20 protein-coding genes and 2 pseudogenes are annotated in these 18,041 nt (G+C 35.3%); 16 read left to right on the top strand and 6 right to left on the bottom strand.

Annotated features, from left to right (window positions below):
- The first annotated feature begins 124 nt into the window (after window positions 1-124).
- Both V7150_RS20825 and V7150_RS20820 read left to right on the top strand, forming a co-directional pair.
- The gene (locus V7150_RS20825; protein ID WP_335522098.1) at window positions 125-370 is read left to right on the top strand and encodes an Imm26 family immunity protein; all 246 of its coding nucleotides are present in this window, start codon (window positions 125-127) and stop codon (window positions 368-370) included.
- Window positions 371-627: 257 nt separating this feature from the next.
- Window positions 628-1,170 carry a GNAT family N-acetyltransferase gene (locus tag V7150_RS20820; RefSeq protein ID WP_335522097.1) on the top strand — a complete coding sequence of 181 codons (543 nt, stop codon included), beginning with the start codon at window positions 628-630 and terminating at the stop codon, window positions 1,168-1,170.
- Window positions 1,171-1,778: 608 nt separating this feature from the next.
- On the opposite strand, the gene V7150_RS20815 is transcribed toward V7150_RS20820, so the two are convergent.
- Window positions 1,779-2,222 (bottom strand): Lrp/AsnC family transcriptional regulator, encoded by a 444-nt coding sequence (locus V7150_RS20815; protein WP_335522093.1) that lies wholly within the window; start codon window positions 2,220-2,222, stop codon window positions 1,779-1,781.
- A gap of 143 nt (window positions 2,223-2,365) precedes the next feature.
- Here V7150_RS20815 and V7150_RS20810 point away from each other — a divergent pair, with 143 nt between their 5' ends.
- The 3 genes from V7150_RS20810 (at window position 2,366) to V7150_RS20800 (ending at window position 3,700) form a co-directional block, all read left to right on the top strand.
- On the top strand, window positions 2,366-2,947 hold the full coding sequence (locus tag V7150_RS20810; RefSeq protein ID WP_335522092.1) for a DJ-1/PfpI family protein: 582 nt from the start codon (window positions 2,366-2,368) through the stop codon (window positions 2,945-2,947).
- A 165-nt stretch (window positions 2,948-3,112) separates the two neighbouring features.
- A complete protein-coding gene (locus V7150_RS20805) occupies window positions 3,113-3,292 on the top strand; it encodes a hypothetical protein (RefSeq protein WP_335522090.1) in 180 nt (59 codons plus the stop codon).
- A 42-nt stretch (window positions 3,293-3,334) separates the two neighbouring features.
- Window positions 3,335-3,700 (top strand): hypothetical protein, encoded by a 366-nt coding sequence (locus V7150_RS20800; protein ID WP_335522088.1) that lies wholly within the window; start codon window positions 3,335-3,337, stop codon window positions 3,698-3,700.
- A gap of 172 nt (window positions 3,701-3,872) precedes the next feature.
- Here the strand turns inward: V7150_RS20800 and V7150_RS20795 are convergent, their stop codons facing one another.
- Together V7150_RS20795 and V7150_RS20790 are read right to left on the bottom strand one after the other, a co-directional pair.
- Entirely contained in the window at window positions 3,873-4,208 is a 336-nt protein-coding gene (locus V7150_RS20795) for a hypothetical protein (RefSeq protein WP_335522087.1), read from the bottom strand.
- Between the two features lie 288 nt (window positions 4,209-4,496).
- Window positions 4,497-5,714, bottom strand: a pseudogene (locus tag V7150_RS20790) (IS110 family transposase).
- Between the two features lie 201 nt (window positions 5,715-5,915).
- Between V7150_RS20790 and V7150_RS20785 the strand changes: the two are divergent.
- Window positions 5,916-6,287, top strand: coding sequence for a tyrosine-type recombinase/integrase (locus V7150_RS20785; RefSeq protein ID WP_335522095.1), 372 nt, complete (start codon window positions 5,916-5,918; stop codon window positions 6,285-6,287).
- Between the two features lie 388 nt (window positions 6,288-6,675).
- Window positions 6,676-7,365 carry a hypothetical protein gene (locus V7150_RS20780; RefSeq protein WP_335522085.1) on the top strand — a complete coding sequence of 230 codons (690 nt, stop codon included), beginning with the start codon at window positions 6,676-6,678 and terminating at the stop codon, window positions 7,363-7,365.
- A gap of 42 nt (window positions 7,366-7,407) precedes the next feature.
- Here the strand turns inward: V7150_RS20780 and V7150_RS20775 are convergent, their stop codons facing one another.
- Entirely contained in the window at window positions 7,408-7,767 is a 360-nt protein-coding gene (locus V7150_RS20775) for a hypothetical protein (RefSeq protein ID WP_335522083.1), read from the bottom strand.
- Window positions 7,768-8,222: 455 nt separating this feature from the next.
- On the opposite strand from V7150_RS20775, the pseudogene V7150_RS20770 reads away from it, so the two are divergent.
- Window positions 8,223-8,567, top strand: a pseudogene (locus tag V7150_RS20770) (DNA-binding transcriptional regulator); the annotation flags it as partial.
- A 72-nt stretch (window positions 8,568-8,639) separates the two neighbouring features.
- Window positions 8,640-9,272, top strand: coding sequence for a type 1 glutamine amidotransferase family protein (locus V7150_RS20765; RefSeq protein ID WP_335522081.1), 633 nt, complete (start codon window positions 8,640-8,642; stop codon window positions 9,270-9,272).
- 790 nt (window positions 9,273-10,062) lie between these two features.
- Here the strand turns inward: V7150_RS20765 and V7150_RS20760 are convergent.
- Together V7150_RS20760 and V7150_RS20755 are read right to left on the bottom strand one after the other, a co-directional pair.
- Entirely contained in the window at window positions 10,063-10,791 is a 729-nt protein-coding gene (locus V7150_RS20760; RefSeq protein WP_335522079.1) for an SIS domain-containing protein, read from the bottom strand.
- Window positions 10,792-10,851: 60 nt separating this feature from the next.
- Window positions 10,852-12,243, bottom strand: a complete 1,392-nt coding sequence (locus V7150_RS20755) for an NDP-sugar synthase (protein WP_335522077.1) — start codon at window positions 12,241-12,243, stop codon at window positions 10,852-10,854.
- Between the two features lie 228 nt (window positions 12,244-12,471).
- Here V7150_RS20755 and V7150_RS20750 point away from each other — a divergent pair, with 228 nt between their 5' ends.
- The 7 genes from V7150_RS20750 (at window position 12,472) to V7150_RS20720 (ending at window position 18,039) form a co-directional block, all read left to right on the top strand.
- Window positions 12,472-13,185 (top strand): GntR family transcriptional regulator, encoded by a 714-nt coding sequence (locus tag V7150_RS20750; RefSeq protein WP_335522076.1) that lies wholly within the window; start codon window positions 12,472-12,474, stop codon window positions 13,183-13,185.
- 145 nt (window positions 13,186-13,330) lie between these two features.
- The gene (locus V7150_RS20745; protein ID WP_335522074.1) at window positions 13,331-14,746 is read left to right on the top strand and encodes an APC family permease; all 1,416 of its coding nucleotides are present in this window, start codon (window positions 13,331-13,333) and stop codon (window positions 14,744-14,746) included.
- Window positions 14,747-14,758: 12 nt separating this feature from the next.
- Window positions 14,759-15,745, top strand: a complete 987-nt coding sequence (locus V7150_RS20740; protein ID WP_335522072.1) for an ROK family protein — start codon at window positions 14,759-14,761, stop codon at window positions 15,743-15,745.
- Window positions 15,733-16,452 carry a chitin disaccharide deacetylase gene (gene chbG, locus V7150_RS20735; RefSeq protein WP_335522070.1) on the top strand — a complete coding sequence of 240 codons (720 nt, stop codon included), beginning with the start codon at window positions 15,733-15,735 and terminating at the stop codon, window positions 16,450-16,452. The genes V7150_RS20740 and chbG overlap by 13 nt, the downstream gene beginning before the upstream one ends.
- Before the next feature lie 346 nt (window positions 16,453-16,798).
- On the top strand, window positions 16,799-17,284 hold the full coding sequence (locus tag V7150_RS20730; protein WP_335522068.1) for a GNAT family N-acetyltransferase: 486 nt from the start codon (window positions 16,799-16,801) through the stop codon (window positions 17,282-17,284).
- Window positions 17,285-17,435: 151 nt separating this feature from the next.
- A complete protein-coding gene (locus tag V7150_RS20725; RefSeq protein ID WP_335522066.1) occupies window positions 17,436-17,618 on the top strand; it encodes a hypothetical protein in 183 nt (60 codons plus the stop codon).
- A 151-nt stretch (window positions 17,619-17,769) separates the two neighbouring features.
- The gene (locus V7150_RS20720) at window positions 17,770-18,039 is read left to right on the top strand and encodes a hypothetical protein (protein WP_335522064.1); all 270 of its coding nucleotides are present in this window, start codon (window positions 17,770-17,772) and stop codon (window positions 18,037-18,039) included.
- The last annotated feature ends 2 nt before the right edge of the window (window positions 18,040-18,041 follow it).

The following is an 18,041-nucleotide window of genomic DNA, read 5'->3' as shown; positions in this document are numbered from 1 at the left end:
GCTGCATGGATGGCTAACGGGGTGCTATAGTTGAACAGCGAGGGTTGCTGCGGCAGCCCTTTTTCTTATTCCACTAACGGAGCAGGTTAGCACAAGAAGAAGAGTCTAGTCGAAACGTAAACGAATCAAAATTGGGGATGTATATGCTATACCTTTGCCTAATGGCAAATATGCTTTCGGTAGAATATTTAAAGATCCTGGTATAGGAATTTATAAATATATCGGAGAAAATATTGAAGACATTCCAAAGGATGAGGAGTACCAATTTATTGTTGGTTTATATGAATATGTTCTAAAATCAGGAGATTGGACAGTTGTAGAAAATCGCCCTTTTAAAAGTGATGATGAAGCAATCCAAATCCACAAGTAGTACTTCTTTTTCTTCACTAGGAATTCTCCATGTCTTAACTTCATCAATTATCTTTTGAGGAGTTTATACACCGCCGGTTATTATAGCGTTTCGAGTAAGTATTGGAAACACGAAGAGAGGGGCTTCCATGTTGCCTAATTCAGGGAGATATACTCTTATGTTAAATTTGATAGAGTAAAATATGATAGAGTAAAATTAGTATAAAGAGAATTTAGATTATTTTTAAAAAAGTACAGGTGAAGAAGGAGAATGTGCAAATGAAACTAGAGGGCAGCAGAGTTTTTCTTAAACCGCTTGAAAGTGTGGATGCAGAAAAAAGCTTACAATTAGAGGTCAGAAATCGCATGTTTTTTGAGGAGTATTCCATCGATCGCGAAGAATCCTTTTATACTTTGGAAGGACAACTGGAGCGGATTAAAACGAACCAGGAGAATATAAGTCAGGATCAGTCTTATTCATTTGGAATTTTTCTAAATGAAAGTAAAGAGTTAATTGGAAATATTGGATTGTATAAGGTGGAGCGTGGTCCGGCGCAGAGTTGTATCGTTGGCTATGTCCTTGACAAGGAGCATAATGGAAAAGGATATATGACAGAGACAATCAGGCTAATCGTTGATTATGCTTTTACTGTGCTAAAGCTGCATAGATTAGAAGCGGGTGTTGAGCCGGATAACTTGGGTTCCATCAGGGTCCTGGAAAAATCGGGCTTTCTTCAAGAAGGCATTGCCCGAAAAAATATCAAGATAAATGGAAAATGGACAGACCATCAGATCCTTGCGATTATAAATGAAGATATATAAATGATAAAAGGATCAAGTATTTCATGAAACAGGGAAATGCTTGATCTTCGGACCAAATCAGTGATTTGGAGAAGTTTACATGCTGGAAAAACCGATGAAAAGCATCGGAGAGTTGTACCAAGAACAACCTGTTATTTACCATCAAACAGATCTTCTATCCATCGGATCATCTGTTTGGACCTAATGATCCGATGGCTTTATTATTTTGAATCATAATTACTCTTTTGTTTCAAATAATGAAACTTTTTCCTCAATACGGTACAGATACAGGATGGCACGGTCCTGCTCTAAAAACAAGTCTATCCACCTCCTTCTTGTATCATTGATAGTATTTCAGGTGAATATTCCATTTACCATAAAGGGGAAATTCGAAGTGCAACAAAATCGGAATGTGAAGGATTAGAAGTAGCGGCAGTTTGGGCGGATAATCACATCATTGATAGAATTATGGGCGATGATAAGGGGCACAGAGATGATAAAAATTAATTTTTCCTTTTTCCACTAACGAGTGCTATAGTTCAAGATTGGGTTGCTGTCGCAGCCCTCTTCCTTCTTCCACTAAAGGGGCAGTTTACTTCAATAAGAGAGAAGAAGAAAATGCTAGTTTTTTATTCTTCTTCTACTAAAGTAAAAGGGTCAATTATTTTTTTTTCATGAGAAGATAACACGATATTCGTTGAGGGTGTACCGTATTGCATTGAATCATCAATAAATTGTTCTAAACTCTCCACAGAATACGTTGCTAATTTGACAATATAACTTATTTCTCCTGCTACTCTGTAGCACTCAAGTACATCTGGATGGTTATAGCAAAAGTTCGCTAATGCTTTACAATCCTTAGATTCAAATAATACAATTGCACAAATTGGGCGGTTCATTTTTTTTAGAGCGACATGTGCATGATAACCTTCAATAATTTGTTGCTCCTCTAGTTTACGTACACGCTCAATTACCGACGGAGAGGATAAATGAACAACTTCTGCAATTTCCTTCATTGAAATTTTTGCATTTAACTGTAATATCCTAACGATTTTTTTATCAATTTCATCCATATGTTCTCCCACCTTTTTTTATTAAATAGACTAACCTAAATTCTTAATAAATTAAAGATAAATAACCTAAAATCCTTCTTAAACTTATGTAAGAGTTGTCTTTACTTTTATAAAATAAGGGAATAAGGAGGAGATTTAACGATATGAAAAAAATTTTATTATTGTTGGCTGATGGATTTGAAGCAGTAGAAGCTAGTGTATTTACAGATGTGCTAGGTTGGAATAAATGGGAGGGAGACGGTTCTACTGAGGTCGTGACAGTTGGTCTTCGGAATAAATTAACTTGTACATGGAATTTTACTGTCACACCCGAAAAAACGGTCAATGATATTCAATTAGATGAATTTGATGCACTTGCTATTCCAGGAGGATTTGAAGAAGCTGGTTTTTACGAAGATGCCTTCAGTACGCCATTTTTAAATGTTATCCAACATTTTCATACCAAGCAGAAGCCGATTGCTAGTATCTGTGTTGCATCATTAGCACTTGGCAAAAGCGGAATTCTTACGGATAAAAAAGCCACCACATACAATCATCCAACGAGTAAACGAAAAGAGCAGTTAAAGAATTTCGGTGCAGTTGTACAAAATGATTTAATTGTTCAGGATGGAAATATTATTACTTCTTCAAATCCAGGTACAGCTTTTGATGTTGCATTTTTATTACTCGAAAAACTAACATCTAAAGAGAACGCAGAGCATGTAAAAGAGCTTATGGGATTTTAAGAACAATTGTGAATATTGTACTTTAGTAAAAGGGAGCGTTAATTAAACAACGGGGGTTGCTGCGGTAACCCTTTTCCTTATTAAATTAACGGGAGTTTAGTGCAAGAAGGATTCGTAATAGTAAGTGGAGAATAACAATTTAAAAAGTTAGAATGAGGTGCAGTAATGATTGGTTATCAGTGTTGTTTCTGTGGAGAAGACATTGAATCAAATGAGGCAGACGTATCTTCGTTAATATTAATTACGAATTGGGATAAGGAAGATAACCAAGACCAACAATTTTTTTGTCATATTGAATGCTTTAAACGGAGATTAGCCGAGAATGTTCCTGTCTTTTTACCATAGGGCATATTCAACTAACTGGGCAGGTTAAATGAAGAAGGCATATTGAAAGAGATTCTATTTTATGTTAAAATTTGGGAAATAATTAATGAAGGTGAAAATATGAACTTAATTAGGGGATGGGGGTTTATCTCTTCATTAACACTATATGCTCTAATATTTTTCTTCTTTCCAATTATATTTGGAAATACTCCTGTAAATTTGTTTGACTTAGGTAGCCGTGATGGAATTTCAAATTTATTTATTAACCTTATTTCATATGGAATTATTGTTATTATTATTGCTTTTATTCCAAGTTTATTTATTGTAAATAAGAAAAATTGGTTAAGGGTAAATTTAATTGGTACAGTTGTTGCTATAATACTATTTTTAATAATTTCTACACTATATTTGGCTATTTTTTGGAGATAGATCTTCAACTAACGGGTGCAATACTTGAAGACCCAGCTGCTATTTCTTGGAGGCTTTCTCTTCTAATGGAGGAGGATGGCGAAGAAGCCTTAATAATTAAACTGAAGAATTAAGTAAAAACTTTATGGGGAAGTATACAAATTTGGCAGAGAAAAGTTAATAGGTAAGCACCTTACAAGTGCTTACCTATTAAAACCTCATCCAGAGAAATGATTCTATGCTTTAACTCTTTATTCGAATCTAAAACACCTATAACAATTTGATTTTCTTCTGTTATTGTCGCATATCTGAAATGTTCATCCCCATTAATGAGTAAGGTTGTTACCTGTTTTGCCTCCATCCTCGGAAAGACACTTTCTATGTACTCAAGTGGTAGAAAATCATCTAATCCTTCTGTTGGTCTACCAACCCATTTAAATAGGAAATCTTTGAGTGTAAATTGCTCAATCATAGATAATTTTTTTTTGAATTGTAGTTCATCCAAGGTTACTGTTTTCAGCTTAATCACTCCTCAAATTGTAAGTAAAGTTTATACTTTCACATTCTTAACATCAACTGTATTACGGTGACAGAATAATTACATTTTGATTTCGGGTTAAGGTTAAATTTATTAAATGTATTTTAGGTACTATTTAAATAGAAATCATTTTTTAAAATTGCTTCTTTCCTTGTTCAACTACCATGAAAACTAACTTCTGAAATGTTGGAAAATGGCAATACTAAAGAAGACGCAGCTCATTCGATTTTTTTTGGAGTAAGGCGCCTGATTTCTTTCGTATTTAGTATGAGGGATGGATCAAGATGCTTCTGTAATTGTCACTGTATAGCCTAGACTTTCCAGTCTTCGCACTGAGTGTCGTACAATGGATACTTGCTTTTGTTTATCAAAGTAGTCTTCGCCTAAGTCTACATACATTTCTTTTCTAGTCAAAAGATAATAAGCGATTCTTAACATGGCATGAGCGACAACAATGGCTGCTCTTTTTCTGCCTTTACGTGCTAGAGTTCGCCTATATAAGGCACCAAGGTAGTTTTTAGAGGCACCTACTGAATGAGCTGCTTCTGTTAAAGCAGATTTTAAATACTTGTTGCCTTACTTGGATTTAGTTGATTTTCGTTTACCAGCACTCTCATTATGTCCAGGTACAAGTGCTGCCCAAGAACATAATCGTGGTGCGCTTTGAAACTGGTTTTCAACATCTGTTCCAATTTCAGCTAGTATTTGTTCAGCCATTCTTTTAGCGATGCCAGGTATAGAATCAAGTCGTTCTATATCTTCTTGATAGGAACTTACTCTTTGGGCAACTTCTTGATCTAGCTTTTCAATTTGTTCTGTCAGGAAGTCAATGTGAGTTAGAATCGTGTTAAGCATCATACGTTGATGAGGATTTACATAACCTTTTAGAGCGAGCTCAAGTTCGTCCTTCTTCTTTTTCATTGTACCTCGAGCGAAGTTTGATAGTTTCTCAGGGTCGTCTTCGCCATCTGCGATAGCGCGAAGCATATCCTTGGATGAAACACCCATGATATCGGAAACCACAGAACCAAGTTTAATGTTCGCACCTTCAAGTACCTTTTGAATCCGATTATGTTGTCTGGCTCGTTCTTCAATAATGCTTCGACGGTAACGAACAAGTTCTCGCAGTTCTCGTTGATTTCGATCAGGAATGAAGCTTGCTTTTAGTAACCCATGGCGAAGAAGTTGGGCTATCCATTCGGCATCTTTCACATCCGTTTTACGACCAGGAACAGCTTTCATATGTTGGGCATTGACGACGAGAAACTCGATTTCCTCAGCCTCGATAAGATTTACAATAGGTTTCCAGAAGACACCTGTACTTTCCATTGCAACATGAGTACATCCATGTGACTTGATCCAATCAACTAATTTTAAAAGAAATACTGTTTTCGTAGAAAACGTTTGAATCTCCTTTCCTTCTGGAGTCATAATACAGGCAGTAATGTTGTCCTTATGGACATCCATACCACAAACTCGTTCAATGATTACTTCCATTGAAACCATCCTTTCTATGGCAATAAAAATAGGAGGCTGGTGCAAAAACCAGAAAAAGGATTAATCTACCATAAGTGCTTCCCGTAAGGGAGCGACAGTCTGTGATGCACCGTGGTAGTTGGAGTCAGACTAACGGGGGCTTTAGCAAATGATCATAGCTGCCAATTGTGGTAGCTTTTATTGTGCTAACAGGCAGATTAGATAAAAATTCCTAAAGGGAAACGCAAAAAAGGTCGTATTGTGCCATTCACAAGGAAATGTGAAATTCACTTAAAAGCATACTTAGAGACCCGGCCTAATGGTACACCTTATGTGTTTATCGGTCCAAGAAATAAAGACAGGCCCATTCATCCTGATACTGTCGGGCAATGGTTCAGGGCTTATGCCAGGGAATTGGGATTTAGGGTAACACCGCATGCCCTTCACCATACGTTTGCGGCCAATCTAGCCAAAAGGGGGATGCCGATCCACTGTATTCAAACCCTTTTAGGGCATGAAGAACCCCAACAACCCCGATTATATGCCCGATTATACAGTGATGCCCGGAAGGAAATGTACGATGAGTACATGTGAGAAGGCTGATATAAAGCCGGAAGGATCAAAAATGAAAATGAGTTCTAAAACTTATCCTCTTCCTCTATGCCCAAATCCCTTTCGTATCAAGGTATTTGGGCATTTTTTCATTATTAACATTTTCAGGTTAATTAATATTATGTTTTTTGTCGCCCCTTATTTTTCGAGTTGTATGGGTTGGACTCGGCAACGTCTGTTCTTTTTTTATTATCTTTTGTTCACCAAATAACGGATTGATATACTCCATTCTCTTCCTTTCCTTTCCCTCATTTTGGGCTTTAGCCTATGGACATTTTTCCACTTTTCCATTCTTAATAGATGTGCCAGATGCAGCTTCAATATCAGGAATTAACTATTTATATTAATTATTAAAAGGGGTGAATTATATATGAAGAAAATATCTTTAATAAGCACAGTTGCTATTGTTTTAACTTGTACGGGACTATTTTATTTCGCAGCTGATGGAGGAAAAGTAAAACAAGAAGCAAAAGCAAAAATTGCTGCTACGACTCAACAAAACAAGTCATCAAAATTGACTGAAATAAAGACTGTCGGAATGCATGCTGATTTTTCAAAATCCTATAATAGCGTGAAAGAATTAAAAAATGATTCTGATATTATAGTATTAGGAACAGTAGTTGATGTACAATATTTCGATTTCAATACTAATACATTTACGAAATCCAAGGTCCAAGTTGAAAAAAGCTTTAATGGTAAAGTAAAAAAAGGTGACTATGTTAATGTAATTGAAATAGGCGGTTTAACAACCAAAGGAAACCTACAAAAGTATGACCCGGAAAAAATAAATATCCCTGAAAATGAATTAAATGATACAGTTAAAGTTATCCTAGATGGAGCTCCATTAACAGTAAAAGGAGATAAAGTAGTCGTTTTTGCAAAGGAAGATACGGAGAATTTTTTCCAATTAAATGAAAAAGCATATATAATTCTTAATTCCTATCAAGGCAAATTTAATATTGATTATACAAACAACAAAATTAAACGCCACCATGAAAACGGAGAAGAAGACCAATTAGACTTGACATTAACTAATTTTGAAAAACAGGTAACTGAATAATGATAAAAGAAGGTATGAGCTTAATAGCTATATACCTTCTTTTTAATCACGGAACCCTTTTCCTATAACTTTATGAGTATCTTTGGATATAAATACAGCAATGTTTCCTCTTACTTGACTTTCTTTTGAAAGAAAAGTGACTACATATGCTTCTTTTCCATCATATGTTAGATCATCTAATCCACTTTGCTTAGTTACAACGCTTTCGTCAACTGTAGAATCTTTCCAATCCCCTTTAATTTCTTTTTTTTCGGAATCTGACAAGGAATTATAAGCCGTTTTAATAATTTTGAAGTTAGGGTTATTGTTATCATGACTAGAGTTATTTCCATTGCTTGGATTACAACTAGAAAGTATCAACATTAACAATAAAAAGAACAAGCATGAAGTAATCTTTTTCAATGTATGATCCTCCAATAATCTATAAAACTTATTTTTTGAAAATTTGCTCGATTAAATAATATCGTAATTTACTAATTTTGTACAGTTTTATAATAATCCAAATCAATCACCTCATTTACATATTTAGTTATGCTTATCCAAGAATGCTCGAACCTGACTTTCACCTTTAACAACATCCAGACCAACGACTGGATTCATTTTTAGTTCTCCTCCTCCAATATTAAATTGACGGTAACCCCTAATCTCTCCTTGTAGTATCTTAGCTTCGCTTGTTATACGAGATCATTGTCCCAACCAGCCCAAACATATTTCAACAAGTAGGGGTAGCACCACATAGCCATCAACCTAACAAAAATAAACTACCCCAAAACGATAAAATTGAGCAATTTGTGCAAAATCTTTGTTTTGGGGTAATTCTGAATTCTTAACTTGATGGACATGTGGCGGTACCCCTAACTGAAAATAAGTTTAACCGACCAGAAAATTTTTCAGCAAGTGACTTTTTTATTGACAATCTCCTTCCAACAATAGAAGGTAAGGAAGGGAGGATCCCATTGGTTATTAATGGGGATACAAGGGCGTTGGATGATATTTGCCAACATTGTTTTTTTGGACATTATTTACAAGAACGGACTTCAACTCAAGCAGTATTTCTTCTTGAAAAAGATATGCTACATACATATGTACCTCATTTACTTTTACCGTACGGTAAATCTATTCAAATTATTGAGCCAGTAAGTCTTAAGCAAAGACTTATTGAAGTTCTGTCGGAATTAATAAAATTTCATCAAGTAATATAACTTCCCTGACGTTAGCTGTCAGGGAAGTTATATTATAATAGGCTATATTAATTGTGAATGGAGCGTTATTGGATGCAAACAAAAAAAGTGTATCTTTATGTATTTAATACAATGTCAGACTGGGAATATGGATATTTGATTGCTGAATTAAACTCTGGAAGATATTTCAAAAAAGATTTAGCCCCTTTAAGAGTAGTTACAGTAGGAGCTAATAAAGAAATGATTACTACAATGGGAGGACTGAGCATACAACCAGATATTTCTCTTGATGAATGTACGCTTGAGAGTAAAGATCTTTTAGTCTTACCTGGAGGGACTACTTGGAGAGAAGATATTCATCAACCTATCTTAAGAAGAATTGGCGAAGCTTTAAAGCTTGGTACTATTGTTGCTGCAATTTGTGGTGCAACCGAGGCCATTGCGAATATGGGATACTTAGATTCTAGAAAACACACAAGCAATGACTTAGAGTATATCAAAATGGTCTGTCCTAATTACAAAGGAGAAAAATTTTATGAGATGGGACCTGCGGTATCTGGTGAGAATTTGATTACTGCATCAGGGGTAGCACCTCTGGAATTTACTTTGGAAGTACTGAAAAAATTAGATGTATTTACACCCGACTCATTGCATTCATGGTATAACCTAAATAAGACTCATAAACCTGAATACTTCTTCCAGTTAATGAATTCAATAAATAGCTGAACTAAAAATCAACTTAGCAGTTTTATATTAGTTCAAATAAAAACCATGCTTTAGACAATGTCAAAGCATGGTTTTTGTATAAAACTTAAATATGTTTATGGAAGTAAAAAACTTACAAAGCATTCCTGAAGTTTTTATAAATAGAATTGGTAACTAAATCTTTTTTAATCATATTGAATAACGGTGTGCTTTTTTTCTTTGGTAATAATGTTGGAATGATCTTCCATAATCGGGCGCGATTGTTGAACAACACAGGCAGAAATTGATCAAACTTTTTTATAAAAGATAAATCGTTAATCTCAAAAGTGGAATCCATTTTGATCAATCTTTTTTCAAAATGGATTCTTTTTATTTATCGTGAAATATGGGTTTGCGGGGTATTTCTGATCAAACTTTATTTCAAATCTACACCAGGCATTTCTATTAGTTATTATTTATTAACATGCTTTCGGTCCAAAATATGCTCTAATTCCCATCGATGCAATATTTGTTTCGTTTCTTACGCAATTAACGAGCATGTATCACATTTACATTTTGTAATGCCACTACAATAGTAATCATAATGAAGACTGCAACATGACGTGTAATTGGATCATCACCGCCATAATCTCCTATATTAACGCAGTTGCTACCACAATGTTGATAACCGCCGGGTAAACATCCATTGCTAGTTCGCCATGCATGGGCAGTCCAATCGCTATTGTTCTATTTTTGTAAGATGGAGTGCTCGATTCTTACCTTCTTTTGAATTATTCTTCAGTAGATAGGATAAAACCAAAAAATAGGGTCCCTACCATTTTACATATTTTGAGAATATTTCATCATTAAATTGATCAGCCCCATCCACATTTGAACTTTTAAATACTGGGGGGGTAAAACCATCTTCTATTAAAAGTTGTAGAGTTTCAACGATGAGAGCTTGAGCAAGGAAGCACCCAACGGCATCTGAAGTAGCTCCAGAATAGATGTCAGAGTTTGAGATTTGGAAACCAGCATCACCGATAAAAGCGCCGTTATCGAGTACTACATCAGCAAGTTCATATAGTTTTTTATCGCTCTGGTGTCTTGAGGTTACACTTTGAGAATGTTTCATGCTCGTCATAGCAATGACTTTTGCTCCTTTTTTCCTTGCCTCTATAGCCATTTCAACTGGTACAATATTTCTTCCTGAGTTTGATACAATCATAATTACATCTTTGTCTGATACTTCATGTAAATTTAAATACGACTTCGCAAGTCCTTCGATTCTTTCAAGATAGGTGCTTTTATTTGGGCGTTCATGCAACATTAGCTCTGGAGGTAAAATAGCTGTAACTAAGGCAAGTCCACCTGCACGATTATAAATTTCTTCGGCAATCATATGGGAATGTCCAGAACCGAATACATAGAATCTTCCACCTAATTTAACAGCTTTTGAGATGAGGTTAGCACTTTCTATAATGGCTTCTTCTTGAGTTTCTTGAACTTCCATTAATATATTGTTAAAGAATTTACTATAATCCGCAAATAATGATCCCATTGTTCTTCCTCCATTAAAAGTTTTTATTTTTGAATTTATTCCTGCGATAACTTTTTAGTTTTACCATCCATAACGATGAATGTCCCATCCTTTTTCAATTAGAGTTTGTTGGGAATACAATAACGTCTTGGATGGTATATCTTTCTCCACTGCAACTCCTGATCCGATAACGCAATTGCTACCTACTTTAGTTCCGGGCATATATAGACTCAAAATACCGGTACGAGTAAAGTCGCCAAAATAAACAGCGTTTCCAAATTCTTCAGGAATTTCTTTTCTGCCATTCACCTTTTGAGTTTGAGGCAGATCATCAAAACGAGTAATACCAACGGTGACACCAGCAGCGATATCTGTTGATTCACCTATGATTCCGAACACTTCACCAAAATGTATAAAACTAACGTTATCAAAGGTAATACCTCTAAATTCCGCACAATGTCCAATACGATTTTTACTCCCAATGACGCTATCGGGACCTATTCTGCAAAAGTTTTCTATGCGACAATGAGAACCTATTACTACGTTACCTTCTATAGTTACACCATTTTCAATTTTTGTATGATCTCCAATAATCGCATTTCCTTTTATTGTTACATATTTTCCTATTTCCACATGTTCTCCAAGCTTTATATATCCTTGAATATCAGCTGTCGGATGGATGTCACAAGTTTCAGGAATAACATTATGTTGAAGTTCATTTGTCATAACCGACAGTGCCAGATGATTAGCCTGCATTAGGTGCCAAGGCTTATCTATATCAATTACTCCATTTGTGATAGGATAGGATGAAACCGTATATCCTTCCTCTAATAACCATTGTAGACTTTGCTCAAATTCCATCTCGTGTTGCGGCATAACTCCTGTCGGTACATTTTTCATGAAACCTGGGTTATGGTGCAACATTCTCTTCAACACTTTCGTACTTAAAGCAAAGACGCCCATGATGCGCTCTTGTACATAATGAGGACGAGGGTGACCATAAATATTCTGAACGGTGTTTCCGGTCCCTTTGGAAATTCCAAACCAATCGGGCGCAAATTCATTTGTTATAGGTTTAGATAAAATGAGTGTATCTACATCATTAAGTTCTTTTTGATAGGCATCAACAAAACTACTTAATCTCTCAAGAGTAATAAATATATCCCCATACATGATCAACAAGTTTTCGTCGTTAACGAGGGACACTACTTTTTCTAAACTATCTGCAGTCCCCTCAGTTACCGAGAGTTCAATAGTTTCAACTCCTTCAATATCGTAAACAAGAGATTTAATTCTGCGTCCTAGATAACTAGTCACAATAATAATTCGGTCAAAAGACAAGTTCTTAAGATGGTTTACAAGATGAACGATATTTCCTTGGTTAGCTACCGGTAAAGCTGGCTTGGGCCAATAATCATTATATGGCCACATTTTTTTCCCTTTACCTGCAGCCAATATAATAGCAGTTTTCACATCAATCACTCCGTATATTTAATTAGTCAAGCTTTAATAAAACCCTAAAAAGTAATGTTTACGTCCTTTAAGTTGTTTAAATCTAATGGATGATATCCATAAAGATTTACACCTTAAGTCAAATTGTATACCTCCTTCGAAAATTGATATATACCAATCCCCTTTAATTATTATAAAAATATGTTTATAATGTCAATAGAATAATCTTAAATAAAAGGAATGTGAAAAATGGACAATAAAAAAACCCCTTTATATAAACAACTAAAACAGGGAATTATACAAAAAATTGAAAGAGGAGAGTTGAAACCGGGTGATGCGTTACCACCTGAAAGAGAACTTGCAGAATCATTCGAAATGAGTCGTATGACGGTGAGGCAAGCTATTTCAGAATTGGTCAATGAATATATTCTCATAAGGCGACACGGCAGCGGGACATTTGTAGCTGAACTTAAAATTCCGCATGGTAGGCGTTTAAAGAGCTTCAGTGAAGACATGCGCGCAAGAGGACTGTTGCCTGGATCCAAGGTGCTAGAAAAAACAATAATTGCAGAACCTCCAGCAAGCATCATTGCTGACTTGAGATCTGAGGGAAAACTTCTCATGCTAAAGCGTTTAAGATTGGCAGATCTGTATCCTTTAGCAATTGAAACAGTAATGCTGCCGATTGAAAAGTTCAATAATCTTGAAAGTAGAATCTTCGAGAACGAATCGCTATATCGAATCTTAGAGGATGAATACAATATAAAAATTACAAAGGCTCAACAAAAAGTTGAAGTAAGGATGCCAACTCCTCAGGAATCAGAATTACTTGAAATAAACTATACGGTACCCGTCTTTCACTTTAAACAGATAACCTTTGATCAAAATGATGAAATTTTCGAGGTTGCTCATTCAGTCTATAGGGGTGACAGATATGAAATAGAAACAGAAATATATAGCTGATCTATGACTACGGATCCAAATTGGGGATCCGTATTTTTTTTAAAATTAAATTGACAAAAATATAAGACAATTATAAAATTTATCTAAATTGGTTAATACCAATTTGATATTGGTACGAATAATATTTCAGGAGGTGATTTTAATAATGTCCAATAATCTTAAGAAAAATGCTATTAGTTTACCTGGAGCGATAGCTATGTCCATAGCTATCATGGCACCAGCAGCGGGTATGATGTTCGTTCCACAAGTAGTTGCTCAATATGCAGGATCATCTGTCCCCTTGGTATATTTCATCGCTCTAATCGGTTCGCTTTTTGTCGCTAATACTATTGTGCAATTTGCTAAACGGATAACGCACGCTGGATCTTTTTTTGCCTATAATTCTGCTGGGCTGGGTCAGACAATGGGATTTTTATCTGGTTGGTTGCTAATGAGTGGTTACTTTGTGTTTTATCCCCAAAACATCTTGGTGGCATCATTTTTTAGTTCGCAGATAATAACTCAACATTTAGGTATCAATATTCATTGGAGTTTATTTTCAATATTTTTTATTGTGATTATTTGGTATTTATCAACTAGAGGAATTAGTAGTTCTATGAAAGCTGACTTATATTTTGTAGGTGCGGAAATGCTAATTATCCTAATAGTAGTATTTGCTATTGTCCTTCAGGGAGGAGCAGACGGTCACACTTTTGAAGTCATGACTGCTAAGGGATCCCCAAGTGGTTGGTCTGGCATCTTTTTTGGAATGATTTTTGCAATGATGACTTTTATGGGTTTTGAGTCAGCAGCTACCGTAGCGGAAGAAACTTCTGACCCTAAAAAAAATATCCCGAGGGCTATTTGGGGTTCAGTAGTAGGTATGGGGCTTTTTTATATCATTGTAACCTATTCAATGTCAATTGGATTTGGTTCACAGAATGGGGATGAGTTTGCTAAATCAATACTGGCTATGGATTATTTAGCTTCAACTTACGTAGGGGATTGGTTAAGAATAGCTGTTGCTATTGCAGGAATTGTGAGTGCTTTTGCCATAAGTTTAGCATTGAACAATGCCGCAGTTCGCGTAATTTATACTATGGGAAGAGAAAAAGTTTTTCCTAGCAAATTGGGTATTACCCATAAGAAATACGCAACTCCCGTCCATGCAATTAATGCTGTTGGTATCTTGACAACTATAATAGCACTATTAATGGGCTTTATATTTGGTCCTTACCCTGTTGGGTATGGGATGCTAGGATCGTTTGGAACTTTGCCCATTTTACTTCTTTATGTGCTTGCTTCTATTTCATTAATTATGTTTATTAGAAAAAACCATCGGGACGAATTCAGCTTGTGGTCACACGGTATAGCCCCAATAATTGGAGCTCTTGTTATGTTATTGCCGATCTATGGCTCCATTTTTCCTTTTCCATCCTGGCCATATAATTTGGTACTCACACTAGTTTTGGTATATATCCTAGTTGGTTTTATTTTAGGGTTAGTCCTAAAAAGAAAAACGCAAAACCTTGTTCAGGATGTTAATAAAATTATTAGTTCAGATGGTTCCGAAAAATTGTAGAAAGGTGATAAAATGAGTGGTTTGTATGGAATAGTGGATATTGGAGGAACTAAAACTCTAATTGGAATAGCCACTGATGAAAAAATTATTGGCACACGTCAGTTGATGTCTAAAACTATAGAATCACCACAAATGCTGATAGATATTCTTATCAAAGAATTCGATTCATTAATAGCTCAAACGGACTGTAAATATAGAAGGTTAAGCTCGGTCGGTATAAGTGTTCCCGGTCCGCTGAATCGACAAGATGGAATTATTCATTTCACAGGAAATTTAAAGTGGTCCAACTTCAAGATTGTGGAAGAACTAAGAAAAAGCCTTGGTGATATTCCAATAATCATAGATGATGACGCTAATGCTGCTGGTATTGCAGAAGCGATTTATGGAGCAGGAAAAGGCTATAAGAATCAAATATATTTGACAGTCAGTACAGGTATTGGAGGTGCAATCATTATAGATGAAAAACTATATCATGGAAAACAAGATCTTGCTGGAGAAATCGGCCATATGACGATATCACCAGACGGACCACCATGCTCTTGTGGGAATTTTGGTTGTCTAGAAGCTTTGGCTTCTGGAACATCTATTTCAAACAAAGGGGAGCAATTGTTGATTCAAGAGCAATCCCAAGTATTATTAGAACTTGCCGGTAAGAATTCGGTTACTGCTGAAATGGTTTTTGAGGCCGTTAGATTGGGAGATCAAGCATGTTTTTCGATCATTCAACAAACTTGTCGGTATTTAGGTATTGGTTTGGCAAATATAATACAGATTTTCAACCTTGACGCCATCATTTTAGGAGGCGGAATTATGAATCAGTCAAAATTATTAATTCCATTAATAGAAAATGAAATGAATCAACGCCTGTTCAAAATTCACAAGGGTCATCTGGATATTAAATCGGCTACACTTAACGGACAGAGTGGTTTATGGGGAGCATGGCATTTAGCCAAAAACCTCCCTTCTACTGCGGAGAGAAATTCATTATGCCATTTTTAATAGTAAATGCTGATGACTTTGGTCTTTCAAAAGGAGTAAATTACGGAATTATTGATGCACATGTAAATGGAATTGTTACATCAACGACGCTTATGGTGAACATGCCGGCAGCAAAACATGCCTCAAGTCTAGCAAAAAAATATCCTTCTTTAGGTGTTGGAGTTCACTTTAACCTTACAGTAGGTAAACCTATTCATCTAAATGTTCCATCATTAGTCAATGATAAGGGATATTTCCATAGCAAGAAAGATGTTTTAAACAAAGCGAATGTAATTGAGATAGAAAATGAACTTAGGGCACAAATTAACGAATTTTTCACACTTGGATTGAGTCCCAGTCACATAGATACTCATCATAATTTACATGGCACAGAGCCAGTTTCTTCGATTGTAAAAGTTTTGGGTGAAGAGTATCAGCTGCCAATACGTCGATTATTTAAGAAAGAGCCTTCGATAAACGCTCTAGAGTTTTGTTCTAAATTTCATGATGATAATGCTTCTTATGAAACTTTATTGGATATTTTCGAGATTGCAAGTATGACCCCTTTAGAAATGATGTGTCATCCTGGTTTTGTTGATCAGCAACTTTTAAATCACAGTTCTTATAGCATACAAAGAATAAAGGAATTAGATATATTAACGGATCCCTTGACAATAACTGCAATTCAAAAAGCTAGGATTCAGTTAAGATCTTACAAGGACCTCTGATGGTAATGATATTGTCTATATGAAGTACTTTTCAATTTCTACATTATATTTTTTAAACCGAGTGGGGAGGTTGCGATATTGAACTCTTTTGGATTAATTTTAGTTAGCCATGGTTAAAAAGAAATAGTGACATCCAAGTTGAGCAAAACAATAAAATTATTAAATTGTTGGAAAAAGACACTAATCAATAAATCGGTGTAAATGCTTATTGTGCAAAAGTTGAAGATCTAGCTGCAAACCAGGTGGGTCTTTTTCTTATTCAGCTAACGGGCAGTAGAGTTGAAGAAGGAATTTATACTTTTTAGTCTAATTATTTTATACAGACGTATTAAAAGGAGGGATTTATATGAATATTACGATTCGTAAGATGCACTACGAAGATACAAAACAAGTTCAAAGCATAGCGAAAACAACTTGGAATGCAACATATGAGGGCATAATTCCCTTAGAAGTACAAAATAACTTCTTAAAATCAAATTACTGTGATGAAAGCATGAAACAACGTATAGAACGTTCTATTGTTTATGTTGCAGAAGTCGAGGGGAAAGTTGTCGGTTTTGCAAACTATTCCACAGTAAGGGATGGTGGAAAGGTCGAATTGGCGGCTATTTATCTTTATCCAGAATTCCAAGGTAAAGGGATAGGTACTGCTTTGATACAACAAGCGGTTAAAGAATTAAAAGGTATAAAAGAAATTTATATAAACGTCGAAAAAGATAATAAGATTGGCATGAACTTTTATGAAGCTAAAGGGTTCGAAATAGTTAAAGAGTCTGATGTAGAGTTCGATGGACATATCTTAAAACAAGTACGAATGGTAAAAAAAGTTTAATTATTAAGCTAACGGGTGCGATAGTTGAGGATCTAGCTGCCATTATGTAGCTTTTCTTTTTGAAGTAACGGGGTTACTTTAATAAGTGTTAAATTAAAATGGCTGGAAATCAATTAATGGAATATAATGTAAGGGGGAGGGGTGTTTTAATTTGACTGCAATTTGGTTTTTTATTATTTTTATTCTCGGCATTTTGGGATTTGCTTTAATAATCGACTTGAAACGAAAGAAAAACAATAATAACCCTCATATTCCAACCAATCCAAATGCTAAGCCTGGGGACAGTTCAAGCTATATGATGGGAGATAATAGATACACTGGTGGGGGGCAATAGTAACTGAATCCTTATTGAAGTAACGGGTGCAAGAGTTGAAGATCCAGCTGCCATTTTGGTGGCTTTTTCTTATTCCACTAAATGGCAGGTTAGTGCAATAACAAAAATGGATTACTATGGTAATATGAGGTAGTAGATGGGGGTGACTAAAATGAAAACGGTTCTTCAAGCATTTATTGGTTCGATTGTAATTCATTTAGTCTATATAGTCGGTATGATGTTAGTCAGTTATATAAAAACAAGAAACTACAAACCAGATATTGCAGGTGCGTGGATTAAAGTAGAGACACTTCAAAATGAGGTTGTGTTTTGTAAGGTTAATTCTCCTTTTCTTTACTTATTAAGATTTATAGGTGTAACAGTGATTTGCGGAATTATTATTTTTTCATATAAAAAGTTGTTGCACTACCATGAAAATTAAAT

This window comes from Neobacillus drentensis (genome assembly GCF_036965245.1).
Lineage (GTDB): Bacteria > Bacillota > Bacilli > Bacillales > Cytobacillaceae > Neobacillus > Neobacillus drentensis_G.
The sequence above is the reverse complement of the archived record's forward strand: the minus strand, read 5'-3'. Positions and strand labels throughout refer to the sequence as shown.